The following is a 13172-nucleotide window of genomic DNA, read 5'->3' as shown; positions in this document are numbered from 1 at the left end:
GTTTTCGCAAAAATAGTCAGATTTCAGGGGTTTACAGAACCTTGGCAGTCGCTATAATCGTCGCCCAACACGCCGGTATAGCTCAGTTGGTAGAGCAACTGACTTGTAATCAGTAGGTCCCGGGTTCGACTCCTGGTGCCGGCACCATACAAAACAAAGCCCCTGCAGAAATGCAGGGGCTTTGTTGTTTCTGGGGTGTTCATATTCTGTCCACGCCTGGCGCCCCAGCTAAACAAGCCGGTGAGCCTCCCCCAGCCGCTGCAAAATCAGCGGCCGGATGTGGAGGTCCGTACTATGGCTAAAGGCGCTCAAACGCCCATGAACACCTGACGGCGTTTTTTTCGCCTGTATTCTTGTGTTATGGCGGCTGTGTGCGGGGCACTTCGGTGCGCCGGGTTCCTTTAGCCCCGGTCTTCCACACCTGCACACAGCCGCCACACTCATGTGGAAGTGCGATTGGCAGTTCCTGAACCGCTAAAGGAGCTTCGCCATGTTCAAGGTCACACCCAACCCGCCTCAAGACCCAATCGACGCCAAGCAGATTGCTCGCTTCCGCTATTGCCTCTGATCAAAAAGCACGAAGGACAGGTAAAAATCGCTGCCACGAATCACAAAACATGCATAAACGCATAATTTTGTTGCGCGCAAATACTGTTCATGCGTACAGTATCGCTGTGCCTCGTGAGTTGTTGAACCGCGAGGCCGAAACCAAGGGGAACACCCTTTAAAGGAATAGCGGCACATATTGTGTCCAATATAAGGATATTAATTTTGGCTAATTTAAAACGTACTGCTGCCTTCGTGGTGGCGAAGGTCTCTGGCAATACAGTTACTGCTCGGAATAACTTTCCACTGCGTACTCATTGTTTTGCGGATATGCATTTTAAACAACAGTCCGTTATCACAATGAAAACAAAAAATGGAGAACAACTATGAGCGGCAGTGGAGCTTCTGGTGACCCGCTTGAAATTGGCTCGACGGTGATTACAGCCTACAAGGAACAAACATTCAGTAGCGGTCCCATCGGGGGCGGTGGTTATAATGATTTTGCGAATAGCCCGATGGAACGCAACGTCATTATCGAGGACAGAAGGATTGTTAGACAGCAATACGGTGTACTTATCAACGACGCAGTCAAAGCCCAAGAGTCTGATTACGCAGCCAAACGTGAATTAATACCTGCGGATGTTCAAAAAAAAATCCAAGGCGACAAACAAGCAAAGGGAGTTAATTCAGAGGATAGAGTTGCGAGTATGACAAGCGAAATCGCTTCTCTAAACCAAATCACCTCACAGACTTCCCTGGATATTATTTCACTCCAAGTAGTCGCCAATAGTTTTTACAAACAAAACTTTTTCGACCGCCCCGTCAATGCATTCATTGAGCGAGCTGCCGGGCTGATCAGTTATCGTATTCAACTCCCTGAACAAAGCTATCTTGATTGGCTAGTGTCACTTAAGGCTGCTTATGAAATTAAACGACTAAATGACCTCGCTGACTTCGCGAACAAGGTTAAACTTAAAACCGAAGAGGCTCGAGTTGCCGCTGAAATCGCAGCAAAGGCTGCCGCCGACAAAGCCGCTGCCGATGCTGCCAAAAAGCCTGTTGACATTGAAGTAGCGATCAAAGCTACGGCAGCATTTTATACAGAGGTGGCAGGCAAGTTTGGTGAAAAATCGGCAACGCTATCACGTAACTTGGCAGATAGCGCTAAAGGGAAGAACATTCGCAGTGCCGAGGATGCATTCAAAGCATTCGACAAATATAAAAACGATATCAATAAAAAATTCAGCGCTAAAGACAGGGCGGCCGCTGCTAAATACATTGACTCAATGGATTTTGACGCCATTAGCAAAGCAGCCGCCAAGTTCAGTAGAGGCTTCGGTTATGTCGGTCCTGCAATGGACTTCAAAGACAGCATTGTTGAGTTCAACAAATCGATGAACTCAGGCGATTGGAAACCGTTCTTTGTGAAGATCGAGTCAATCGCCCTTGGCGTAGCAGCAACAGCCTTGGTGAGTGCAATGTTCGGCTTCATTGCTGTAACCCCCCTAGGCATCATAGCGTTTGCTGCTCTGATTGCAGCTACCGGTGCAGCGATTGATGACAAGCTAGCCGCTGACCTAAACGCATTCATTAAAGCACTGTAACAAATCGCGCTGCCTATACGGCAGCGCTATTTTTTCATGTAAAACAACATCAGAAAAAACATTCCCAACGGAATGGCAAATGCAAAATAAAACAAATACAAAATCGCGTGACCGCCATTAGCAGCTGCCGTCCTTGATGGACCCGTCTCCCAAAACCCCTTTTGCGTATAACGGAACACAGTATCTTCTACTAAGCGCTTTGAGAGCGGGAACAAAAATGCGTTTACGCCAGACACAATAAAAAACACAACTGCATTATCATTCGACTTAAAAACGAATACACATATAAAACAAAGGACAACCCCAATGACTAAATTCTTGAAAAAGTAACTTTTTTCCATGTTTACCAATCCTTGACCAAAACGCTTAAAGCAAAATTAACCGTAGGGAATCTAGCCCTCTGTTCCTACAAGACTACTACACTCATCGAAGATCTGGCCAGATTTCCATCGTGAGCCAAACTGGCCACTATTTGGCCGAACCCCATAATGCTACTCCACACCCCTGCTCATAACTCGCCTAAGCTGATTACCTAAAGGCGCGTGTTACTTCTCCCTCTCCGAACCAAAACGCTTGGCCAAGGAAAAACTTTATGAAATCGCTAACAATTCGTTAAATTTCCAATTAATACCTTCAAGCAATCAAGCTCTGCCAATCAACTTTTCGATCATGTCTGAGCCTCATATTCACTTGCAAAAACAACTGCCGAATCGGCCGTATCTCATTGTTGGTATATACCCGATCAATCTTCTCCACATCCCCAAACCCCGCCGCATTTTCCGGCATACACCCCGCCAACGCCGGGTTCATCCGCCACGCCGCGATCACATCATTCCTCGTAACATTCTTGATCCGCTCAAACTCGTCCTTCGTCGCAATATCCCCCCCCCGGAATAATCTGAATCGCCTTATCCCTGCCCCCCGGAATATTCACAAACAACGACCGAAAATTCACCACGCCCTTGCTCGCCCCAATCTGCGCCTGCATCCGTTCCTCATCCGCCTCCGACAGGTTCGGGTCATTGGTGTAGAAGAAGAACCCCGCATGCGCGCCGTTGTTGTAGTACCGCCGCCGAAACAACGTGGCCGATTCGTTGAGCAACAGCGCAGGATCAAAGGGGTCTGTCCCTATTTCTCTCTCCATTGAGGATTTTGAATGCCGCTTTCTGATCGTGCAGACAGGCTTTCAAAAATCAGCAAAAGATTACTTGATCAAGTTCTTCACGCCGATTTGGAACTCGGAGACAAAAATTTGCTTTGGTTTGGGGAAACACCGCGATAGCTCAAGCACCCGAGCCAATAAGCGCTCGCCATGGGACACGTTACACCCTGGCCGGGAAGGGGCGAACTCTAGCGATCAGGATCAGAAGCCTTACGAGCCTATTCTCGATCAGATAGCCAACCACTTTGTAAAAAACCCAGCATACAAAGACGCTGTACAGATCTATGACCATTTTATGGCTGATATGAGGCAGCTAAATCCTGATGTGGATAAGGCTTACCCACCTGTTCAGGATTAGATAGTCGCTCCACGGAATCTCGGTTCGCCTCAATGCACCTGCGGTCCGGGATTTTCCAGCAGAGAAAGGGGCCCGCTCCCACTTCCGTTAACACCACTTAAAAATGTAAGAGCAGGCCGTCCAGTTAACATAACTAAAGCACCAACTATTTCATCTGCGCCTTGAGATCATACGTATTAACTACCGAAAACCCTTCAATAGACGGGAGACGTATAAGTTGCCCTTCAGGGGCAGACACATCAAACAACATACAATCATCTTCACACCCTAAGAATACTGCCCGATCAAACTTATAATTTCTAGCAAGCGCATCACCTACATACTCTTTGTTAATACCCACGAGGATTTTAATCACCTTAACTTTTTTGCTAGCCATTTTAACTATGGCAACCGTACGAAATTTATTTTCGGCCATCAACATAGAGCGTACAACTGTCAAAAATAACAGGCATGCAAAACAATTTGAAATAACGCTTATTTCCTATGCCCCCCACGCATGGAGGAGTAATGGGGACTGTCCCATTACCCCAATCCCCATTACCCCGATTCAATAATGGCGAATCGCTGAAATCTCATGTTGAGTGAAAATTTTTTCCTCCCCCGAAGGAAGTCGGATTTTTAAAAACCACAATTGTGTTTTGTCTCCATCATACTCTAATGACACCTTCTCGCCTTCAAAGCGCTGCCCTTGTAAGTCATAAACGATCAGAATCGGATACTTGTCGATATGATCGAAAATATTTGGGGGCGGATTATTCATTGCATTTTGTTTATCACCGATATATTTCATAATAAATACCCTCTGAATAATGCGGTACAACATCAACAAGATAACCAATTCAGACCAAAGAACACCTGTAATAAATGACAGTATTTTATGAAAAAATCGAATAACCTTTATGAAAATAAACTCACAACCAGGCTTCAACAAACTGCTCAAAGACAGCTTTCATTGGCAGTATTCTACACATTCCAAGTCACCCTCCTTTCAACTCTAAGCCGTTCATTTACTTGCGAAAACAACTGCCTAATCGGCCGTATCTCATTATCCATATACATCCGATCATTCTTTACCATCGTTATAGACAATGCCCATCAAAATCAGATAGTTACATATTGAGTCAACTCCTCGTGCCGAACCAAATAGAACAAAGCCCTTGCACAAACGCAGGGGCTTTATTGTTTCTACCCCCGCCACACCCAACCGACAAACAGCTATTGACCACCTACCCCCCCAAAGCCTAACGTCTGCATACCGTGTACACAGCGTATACAGAATATGTATGGAGCAACGTTATGGCAGCCTCTCCCGTTCTGTCTTTCCGAGTAAAGCCCGAGCTTGCCAACGAGTTGGATCAACTGGCACACGCGACCGACCGAGATCGTCAATACCATCTGCAGCGGGCTTTGAGTCGCTATATGGCCGATGAATCCTGGCATTTCAAAGCTGTGCAAGAAGGCATCGAGGATGCTGCAGCCGGCAACGTCACTGATCTGGATGCCGTAAAGGCTAAGTGGGTAAAACGTGCCGAAGATCGCATTAAGCAGCAAAGCGGAAAGTGACCTGGATGGAATTTACGAGCACTACGAAGCATTAGTTGGCGCTGAGCTGGGGGAGGCTGCCGTCTTCCATATTCTCAGCAGTCTGGAGATGCTGGAGCGCTTCCCTAACGCGGGTAAAGCGTCTCCAAGCCCCGATTGCCGGGAGCTCATCATCACTACCTACCCGTATCGGGCTACGTACAGCCTGCAAGGTGATCGAGTGATCGTGTTTCGAATTCTTCATCAGCATTCGCAGCGTCGTGAAGATTGGTGATACGTAAAACGTTCAAGCAAGAGGACCTACTGATTACAAGTCAGTAGGTCACGATTCAGCGCCACAGTACAAAGCCCCGCACGCGGGGCTTTGTGGTTTCTGATGTATGAAGAAAGGCAATTTTAAATTGACTCGACACCGCTCATCCAGCATCGAATGCCCCTTGCCTAAATACCCCACCATCACAATAATGAGAGCCATTACCATTTACTCCCCAATGGCCCGCTCATGTCGCCCCTCGATCATTCCGCGCTTCATCAGCTCTACAGCGAACACAACAGTTGGCTAAAAGGCTGGTTGCGCGTGCGTCTGGGCAATGCGGCGGATGCGTCCGATCTGGCGCAGGACACCTTCATACGTGTCATGACGGCCCGCAACACGGCGCCTATCCGTGAACCTCGCGGCTACCTGAGTGCGATTGCCCGCTCGTTGTTGATCGACAAATCCCGCCGTCGGGCGATCGAGCAGGCGTACCTGTTCGCGCTGGCACAACAGCCAGAACCGGTGGCGGTGTCGCCGGAGGTGCGCTTGTCGATCATTGAGATGTTGCTGGCAATCGACAGCCTGCTCGATGAATTGGGCACACGTACCCGGGAGATTTTCCTCGCGGTGCAGCTCGAAGGCCTGACCTACGTGGCAGCCGCAGAGCGGTTTGGGGTGTCGGTAACGACGGTGAAGAATCATCTGATCCGCGCCATGACCCAGTGCCTGTTGCTGGTCGAACCCTGATGGCGGCGCCGCTGGATCTGAAAACGCTGGAAGCCGCCGCCACCTGGTACGTGCAGCTGAATGACGGCGCACCCGACGAAGCGCGTACCCGCGCCTGGCAGGCGTGGTTGCAGGCGAGCCCGCAGCATGCGGCGGCCTGGGCGCGGGTGGAGGCGCTGCAACAGCAGTGGGCGCGAATGCCGCAGCGGGCGGCGCTTTCCGGGTTGGGGGCGGCGCAGCAGCAACGGCGTGACGTATTGAAGATTCTCGGCATGCTAATGGCCGTTGGCGCAGGTTCCTGGCTGGCGGTGGAGCAGGTGCCGTATCGCTCGATGCTCGCCGGGCAACGCACCCACGCCGGTGAGCGGCGGTCGCTGCAACTGGACGATGGCACGCGGTTGGAGATGAATGTCGATACGTCGCTGGATATCCAGTTCGACGGCCAGCAACGGCTGATCCAGCTGTACCAGGGCGAGATCCTCGTGCAAACCGCCAGGGACCCGGCCCAGCGGCCGTTCAGCGTGACCACCAGCGATGGCAACGTGCGCGCACTCGGCACCCGATTCAGCGTGCGCCAATGGGGCGATCACACCGAAGTGGGCGTCGAACAGGCCGCTGTCGAAGTCCGCCCACGCCGCAATGACACGCAACGACTCACCCTGGAAGCCGGCCAACAAGTCAGCTTCGACCGCGATGCCATCGGCCGCCCTCGTCCGTTACCCCAAGGCTCAACCGCCTGGGTCCAGGGCATGCTCAGCGTGGACGACTGGCGCCTCGGGGATTTCATCACCCAGTTGGGCCGCTACCGCCCCGGTGTGTTGCGTTGTGCGCCGGCGGTACAAAACCTGAGCATCTCCGGCGCATTTCGGATTGATGACACTGACACCGTCCTACAAAACCTGGGCAAATCCCTACCGGTGAAAGTGACGTACCTGACGCGCTACTGGGTCAGCGTCGAAGCCCTGTAAAAAAACCTACAAGCAACCTTGCTGATTTCGATTCTCATCCGTCAATGACACAAGCCGCGCACACAGCGGCTCTCTGCCAAGACCACGCAAGGACAATCGAATGCTCCCGCTTCCTCTTACCGCCAAGACGGCCATGGCCCGTGCCGTGCGCCTGGCGCTGTTTGGTTTGACCCTTGCCAGCCTGCCCGCGCTGGCGCTGAACGCGACGCCCGCACATGCCCAGAGCCAAGCCGCGTACGAGATTGCGCCGGGCTCGCTAGGAAACGCTCTGACCCAATTCGGCGTGCAGGCGGGCGTGACGATTTCGTTCGATACCCAGCAGACGCGCAACCTCACCAGCGAAGGGCTCAAGGGCTCGTACACGGTTGAAGAGGGCCTGGCGCGGTTGCTGGCCAACAGCGGCCTGGCGGCGCAACGCCAGAGCAATGGCGGTTATGTGCTGGTCGCCAGCACCAGCGATGGCCCACTGCAACTGCGCGCCACCGAAGTCACCACCAACCAGCTGGGCACCGTGACCGAAGGCAGCGGCTCCTACACCCCGGGCACCATCGCCACCGCGACCAAACTGGTGCTGACCCCACGGGAGACCCCGCAGTCGATCTCCGTGGTAACCCGCCAGGCCATGGACGACTTCAGCCTCAAGTCCCTCGACGACGTGATGCGCCACACGCCGGGCATCACCGTCGCGGCTTACGACAGTGAGCGTACGTCCTACTACTCCCGTGGCTTTGCCATTCGCAACTTCCAGTACGACGGCATCCCGATCCTGCAGGATGCGCAGTACTCCTCCGGCCACACCCTCACCGACACGGTGATCTACGACCGCGTCGAGATCCTCAAGGGCGCCACCGGCCTGCTCACCGGCGCCGGCGGCCTGGGGGGCACCATCAATATGGTGCGCAAAAAACCCACATCGGAGTTCAAGGGCTACATCGACCTGGGCGCGGGTTCCTGGGACAACTATCGCTCGGAAGTGGACGTCAGCGGCCCGCTGACCGAGTCGGGCAACGTGCGTGGGCGCGCCGTCGCGGCCTATCAGGACAAGCACTCGTTCCTCGACCACTACCAGCGCCAGACCGCTGTGTACTACGGCATCCTGGAATTCGACTTGTCCCCCGACACGCTGCTGACCGTCGGCGCCGACTACCAGGACAGCAACCCGCAGGGCTCCAGCTGGTCCGGTTCGGCAGCGCTGTACGATTTGTCCGGCAACCGCATCCACACACCGCGTTCGTTCAACAACGGCGCCAAGTTCAGCTCGTGGGCGCAGTACACACGCACCGGCTTCGCCACCCTCGAACACGAATTCGCCAACGGCTGGGTGGGCAAGGCGCAGTACAACCACCAGATCAACGGCTACGACGCACCGCTTTCCGCGCTGCTGAGCCCGAATGCGACCACCGGCAAAGCCATGATGCTGACGCGCGCCTACTACGGTGAAACCACCAGCGACACCGGCGACCTGTACGCCACCGGCCCGTTCAGCCTGTTTGGCCGCGAACATGAACTGGTGGTCGGCACCTCGGTCTCGCGCTCGCGCTGGACCGGCAAGGACTACACCGCCGCCGTCCACGTCAACGGCAACAGCCACGACTACTTCCCCTGGGATGGCGACGCCGCAGAACCAGGCCGTGGCCCGATGACCAATTACAACGACGAAACCACCCGCCAGAGCGCCGGTTATGTCACCGCCCGCTTCAACGTGACGGACGCCATGCACCTGATGCTCGGCACCCGGGTCAACAACTTCGAAGTCACCGGCACCAGCCAGGTCAAAGACACCGGCAAGGTCGTGCCTTACGCCGGCCTCACCTACGACCTCAACGACAACCTCTCGGCCTACGCCAGCTACACCGAGATCTACCTGCCGCAGCGCGAATACCGCGACCTCAACAACAAACCGGTGGAGCCGGATGAAGGCCAGAACTACGAGATCGGGCTCAAGGGTGAATTCTTCGATGGCCGCCTGAACGCCAGCCTCGCCTACTTTGAAATCCACGAGGACAACCGCGCGGTCAGCGACGACAGCTATGTCTCCGAAACCATCCCCGGGCTGTACGGCGCCTATAAAGGCGTGGAATCCAAGACCAAGGGCTACGAAGCGGAAATCTCCGGCGAACTGGCCCCCGGCTGGCAATTGCAGGCGGGCTACACCCACAAGATCATGCGCGACAAGCAGGGCGAGAAGCTGTCCACCTGGGAACCGGAAGACCAGTTCAACCTCTACACCAGCTACAAGCTGACCGGTGCGCTGGACAAACTCACCCTGGGCAGCGGCGTGCGCTGGCAAGGCACCGGCTGGAAGCTGTTGACCAACAACTACACCACCGGCAGCCAGGACAACTTCTCCCAGGAACCGCTGTGGCTGCTGGACCTGATGGCCCGCTACCAGATCACCGACAACGTCTCGGCCACGCTCAACGTCAACAACGTCTTCGACAAGACCTACTACACCAACATCGGCTTCTATAACTCAGCCTATTACGGCGACCCGCGCAACGTGATGCTCAGCACGCGCTGGAATTTCTGACCGCTACACCCCTCGGCCACAGACTGGCCGAGGGGTTTGGATTGGCCTAGCGCAATGGCACTTAGCCACTTTTCCAATTGACACCCCCTCCCCGCTCCGCTAAAAACCCTGTCTTGCTTGTGCTTTCTATCGAGACACGGATGTTGTCGAACGCCCCGCTGTTCAAATACCGCCGCTATTGGCTGGCCGCATTTATCGTGCTGCTGGCGATTCTCGATCCGTTCGGCCTGGCCAGTTCCAGTGACAAAGCCTCCTCGCAGTGGCTCAACCGTCTGTTCGCCAGCAATTACCCCAGCACCGGCCAGCAACAGGTGGCCGTGATCTTGATCGACGACGCCTACCTGATGCGCAACCAGACTTCCTGGCCGATGCCCTACGGCGAGCAGAGCAAGCTGTTCAAGCGCTTGCTCGCGTACAAGCCCAAGGCGGTGTTTGTGGACCTGCTCTACAGCCACGACCACTCGTTCGGCGACCCGGCGCGGGGCAGCCAGTTGCTGGCAAATGTGTTCGAGCGTTATCAACGCCAAGGCATCCCGTTGTGGCTGGCCAATACCGGCGTGGTGCGCGGCGAGGCGGGCCAGGCCAATACGCTGGCGCCGTTTGTCGAAGTCAGCCGGCCGGGCCTGGTGGCGTGGGAAGGCGTGGACGACAAGTACCCGCTGGCCGTGAACACGCCGATCGGGCTGATGGAAACGCCAGCCCTGGCGATGTATCGATACTTCTGTTCCACGCAACCGTGCAAACAGCCGCCGGTGGATGCGCAGGTCGCCGCACAGATGCAACCCATCGCCGTGCAATGGGGCCTGAAACTCGCGCCGCAACAAGCACGCATCGCTGATATCGGCCATTGCGCGCCAGCGCGGCATTTTTTGCTGGAAGCGGTGGTGCAGTTGTTCCAGGCGGTGTTCTGGAAACTCGACGATTCGGCCCAGGCGCGCTGCCCCTACACGCTGACGTTGGCGGCCAGCGACCTGGAAGTCAGCGACCCGCAAGACCAGGCACTGATCGCCGAATTGCTGCACGACCGCCTAGTGATGGTCGGCGCCAACATCACCTCCACCGGCGACCTGGTGGAGTCGCCGGTCCACGGCCAACTCCCCGGCGTGTACCTGCACGCCATGGCCCTCGACAACCTGATCAATGACGGCATGGACTACGACCACGAGCCCGCCAACCTGCCCGGCCTGCCCTTCCATTGGCTGGATTTTGTCGAGATCGGCCTGCTCGCCTTGATCGCCCTGCTCAAGGCGCTGCACGCGCGGCGGCTGGCGGGCTATCGCACCTGGAGCCGTTGGCGGCGCCAGGAAATCTGGTTTTTCACGTCGCCATGCCCATCGTGGCTGTTGGTGATGTCGGTGCTCATCGCACTGAGTGTGCTGCTGAGCCTGAACCACATCACCCCGGTCAACGTGCTGGGCATTGTATTGCTGTCGTTGGTGCTGTTCAGCGAACGGATCGAAGCCTGGTTCGACCGCGATCGCTGAAGGCACCGCTGTGTTTTTTTGACTCAAGGAACCCAAGGATGAACAAACACCTGATCGTATTGCTCGCCGCCCTGTTCACTCAAGGCGCCTGGGCCGAAACCCACAACGTCATGGCGTTCCTCGCCGACCCGGTGGCGGTGTTGGATGAGCAGGGCAAACAACAGCGCGAGCTGCCGAAAAAAGACACGCCCAGCCAACCCGTGCCGGTGTTGCAGTACAACAAGGCGCTGGACCTGGTGCAGGTGGAACTGGCCGGCCAGAAGGTCTGGCTGGACACCATGGACCTGCGCATCGTGCCGCCGCTCAATATCGTCGAGCTGCCTTGCCAGGGCCTGACCAAGAGCCAGACCAAAGACAGCCGCAACGCCTCGACCATCGGTTTTGGTGCGGGCTGCAATCAATAAAGGAGCGTGGCGGTGAAGGGATATCTATTGCTGGCCAGCGCACTGCTGAGCGGTTGCGCGACATTGAAAGGTGCGGACCAGGCATTCATGAACCTGGTGGGCCCTTCGACCCAATCCAGGGTACAGGGCCACTACGTGGACAACACCGACGTGCGCCAGTACTACAAGCTCGACCCGCAACGCCAGAGCCAGCAACGCTTGAGCTACGACGGCCGCGCGGTGCCAGCAGCTGAAGCGCGCCAGCAGAACCTGGTGGATATCCCGATGTTGCAGGTGTACTTGCAGGGCATCGTCACGCGCTTGTCCAAGGGCTGGCCGGGCGAGTTGCCGACGTTGCAGGTGAAGATCACCGACAGTTACGGCTTCGGGCCGTCGGCCGACCCGTACGGCAATCTGTTCGTGCCGCTGGGCATGCTCGATAACGTCGGCAGCGAAGATGAAATCGCCGCGATGCTCGGCCACGAGATGAGCCACGTGCTGCTGCATCACCATGACCGCATGGCCGCCTTCCAGCAGCAAAAAGAGATGTTCACCACCGTCGCCTCCACGGTCGCCCTGGCCACTATGGCTGCCGACACCGGCATCGACCGCAGCTCCGGCACCATGAAAGTGTTCAGCAAAGACCCGGCCGGCACCCAGAAAACCATCGGCAACACGGTGCTGTACACCACGCTGGCCAACACTTTTTCCGACCACGTGTGGAGCACCGCCTGGGGCCGCAGCCAGGAAGACCAGGCCGATTTGCTCGGCACCGACCTGATGATCCGCGCCGGCTACGCGCCCCGCGCCGCCACCCATAGCCTGGAGCGTTTGAATGACTTCCAGGGCAAGCAAAAACCGTTGCTCACCGGCTTTCTCACCGCGCGCAAGAACGCCATGCAGGACTCGTTGCAGCAGTTCAACCTCAACCAGTTCACCAAAGAGCTGGACGTGCTGGTCAAGGACGGTTTGACCACCGGCATCACCGCCACCACCCAATACTTCAACCGCTCGCATATGTCGGCGATGGACCGCGACACCGAGCTGCGCCAGTACTTGCAGCGCGAATACCGCCAGGAACGCCGCGCCCGGGTCAGCCCGCAAAGCTGGACGACGATGAAGAACACGCCGCAAGTGGCAAAGGCCATGCAGGGCTACAAGGACGCGTATTTCGCCATCGACGCCCTGGAGAAAAACAAGGTGTCCGATGCCGACAGTTTTGTGCGCAAGGCGCTGGCCTCGCCGGTCAAGGATCAACCGGGCATCCGTCGCACCGCCTACACCGTGCGCCTGGCCCAGGGCAAAAACAGCGAGGCGATCAAAGAGTTGCAGGCGATCAAGGACTGGTCGCTGGCCGGCCCTTCGACCTATGACCTGATGATCAGCTACCACCTCAAGCGCGGCGATGGGCAATCGGCGCTGGCGATGATCGACAAAGCCGAGCGTCACCTCGGTTCGGAAGAGCTGTTCATCACCGAGAAGCTGCTGGCCAACCAGCAAATGCAGAACGCGCAACAGGTGCAAAGCGTGCTGCGCAAGTGCGAGCAGTACCCGACGCGCAAGGAGAACTGCAAGAAACTGGCGCCGGTGAAGGCCTGACGGGTATCCCTTAA

Annotated in this window: 13 protein-coding genes, 1 tRNA gene and 1 pseudogene; 11 read left to right on the top strand and 4 right to left on the bottom strand. The window is 55.9% G+C overall.

Annotation, left to right across the window (positions count from 1 at the left end; all coding sequences use genetic code 11):
* The first annotated feature begins 71 nt into the window (after positions 1-71).
* Positions 72-147: transfer RNA gene (locus J1G37_RS08315), tRNA-Thr, on the top strand.
* 785 nt (positions 148-932) lie between these two features.
* The gene (locus J1G37_RS08310) at positions 933-2150 is read left to right on the top strand and encodes a colicin-like pore-forming protein (protein ID WP_207041059.1); all 1218 of its coding nucleotides are present in this window, start codon (positions 933-935) and stop codon (positions 2148-2150) included.
* A 26-nt stretch (positions 2151-2176) separates the two neighbouring features.
* On the opposite strand, the gene J1G37_RS08305 is transcribed toward J1G37_RS08310, so the two are convergent.
* Both J1G37_RS08305 and J1G37_RS08300 read right to left on the bottom strand, forming a co-directional pair.
* Complete coding sequence (locus tag J1G37_RS08305; RefSeq protein WP_207041058.1) at positions 2177-2491, bottom strand: colicin E1 family microcin immunity protein; 315 nt, start codon at positions 2489-2491, stop codon at positions 2177-2179.
* Between the two features lie 292 nt (positions 2492-2783).
* A pseudogene (locus J1G37_RS08300) lies at positions 2784-3258 on the bottom strand (phage portal protein); the annotation flags it as partial.
* Between J1G37_RS08300 and J1G37_RS08295 the strand changes: the two are divergent.
* Entirely contained in the window at positions 3233-3670 is a 438-nt protein-coding gene (locus J1G37_RS08295) for an Eco29kI family restriction endonuclease (protein WP_347402337.1), read from the top strand. The pseudogene J1G37_RS08300 and the gene J1G37_RS08295 overlap by 26 nt on opposite strands.
* A gap of 145 nt (positions 3671-3815) precedes the next feature.
* On the opposite strand, the gene J1G37_RS08290 is transcribed toward J1G37_RS08295, so the two are convergent.
* Both J1G37_RS08290 and J1G37_RS08285 read right to left on the bottom strand, forming a co-directional pair.
* Positions 3816-4091: a hypothetical protein gene (locus tag J1G37_RS08290; RefSeq protein ID WP_207041056.1), complete on the bottom strand. Its 276-nt coding sequence runs from the start codon at positions 4089-4091 to the stop codon at positions 3816-3818.
* Positions 4092-4217: 126 nt separating this feature from the next.
* Positions 4218-4610 (bottom strand): hypothetical protein, encoded by a 393-nt coding sequence (locus tag J1G37_RS08285; protein ID WP_207041055.1) that lies wholly within the window; start codon positions 4608-4610, stop codon positions 4218-4220.
* A 356-nt stretch (positions 4611-4966) separates the two neighbouring features.
* On the opposite strand from J1G37_RS08285, the gene J1G37_RS08280 reads away from it, so the two are divergent.
* The 8 genes from J1G37_RS08280 to J1G37_RS08245 all read left to right on the top strand — a co-directional run bounded on the left by J1G37_RS08280 (position 4967) and on the right by J1G37_RS08245 (position 13158).
* On the top strand, positions 4967-5233 hold the full coding sequence (locus tag J1G37_RS08280; protein WP_124526174.1) for a ribbon-helix-helix protein, CopG family: 267 nt from the start codon (positions 4967-4969) through the stop codon (positions 5231-5233).
* Positions 5196-5486 (top strand): type II toxin-antitoxin system RelE/ParE family toxin, encoded by a 291-nt coding sequence (locus tag J1G37_RS08275; protein ID WP_207041054.1) that lies wholly within the window; start codon positions 5196-5198, stop codon positions 5484-5486. Before J1G37_RS08280 ends, J1G37_RS08275 begins: the two co-directional genes overlap by 38 nt.
* A 228-nt stretch (positions 5487-5714) precedes the next feature.
* A complete protein-coding gene (locus J1G37_RS08270) occupies positions 5715-6215 on the top strand; it encodes a sigma-70 family RNA polymerase sigma factor (protein WP_207041053.1) in 501 nt (166 codons plus the stop codon).
* Positions 6215-7162 carry a FecR domain-containing protein gene (locus tag J1G37_RS08265; RefSeq protein WP_242551481.1) on the top strand — a complete coding sequence of 316 codons (948 nt, stop codon included), beginning with the start codon at positions 6215-6217 and terminating at the stop codon, positions 7160-7162. The genes J1G37_RS08270 and J1G37_RS08265 overlap by 1 nt, the downstream gene beginning before the upstream one ends.
* A gap of 100 nt (positions 7163-7262) precedes the next feature.
* On the top strand, positions 7263-9692 hold the full coding sequence (locus tag J1G37_RS08260; protein ID WP_207041052.1) for a TonB-dependent receptor: 2430 nt from the start codon (positions 7263-7265) through the stop codon (positions 9690-9692).
* A gap of 140 nt (positions 9693-9832) precedes the next feature.
* Positions 9833-11176: a CHASE2 domain-containing protein gene (locus tag J1G37_RS08255; protein ID WP_207041050.1), complete on the top strand. Its 1344-nt coding sequence runs from the start codon at positions 9833-9835 to the stop codon at positions 11174-11176.
* Positions 11177-11214: 38 nt separating this feature from the next.
* On the top strand, positions 11215-11580 hold the full coding sequence (locus tag J1G37_RS08250; RefSeq protein WP_207041048.1) for a hypothetical protein: 366 nt from the start codon (positions 11215-11217) through the stop codon (positions 11578-11580).
* Between the two features lie 12 nt (positions 11581-11592).
* The gene (locus tag J1G37_RS08245) at positions 11593-13158 is read left to right on the top strand and encodes a M48 family metallopeptidase (protein WP_207041046.1); all 1566 of its coding nucleotides are present in this window, start codon (positions 11593-11595) and stop codon (positions 13156-13158) included.
* Positions 13159-13172 lie beyond the last annotated feature (14 nt).

Origin of the sequence: Pseudomonas sp. Marseille-Q1929 (genome assembly GCF_017316265.1) — a bacterium.
Classification (GTDB): domain Bacteria; phylum Pseudomonadota; class Gammaproteobacteria; order Pseudomonadales; family Pseudomonadaceae; genus Aquipseudomonas.
This window is presented reverse-complemented; position numbering and strand designations above follow the sequence as displayed.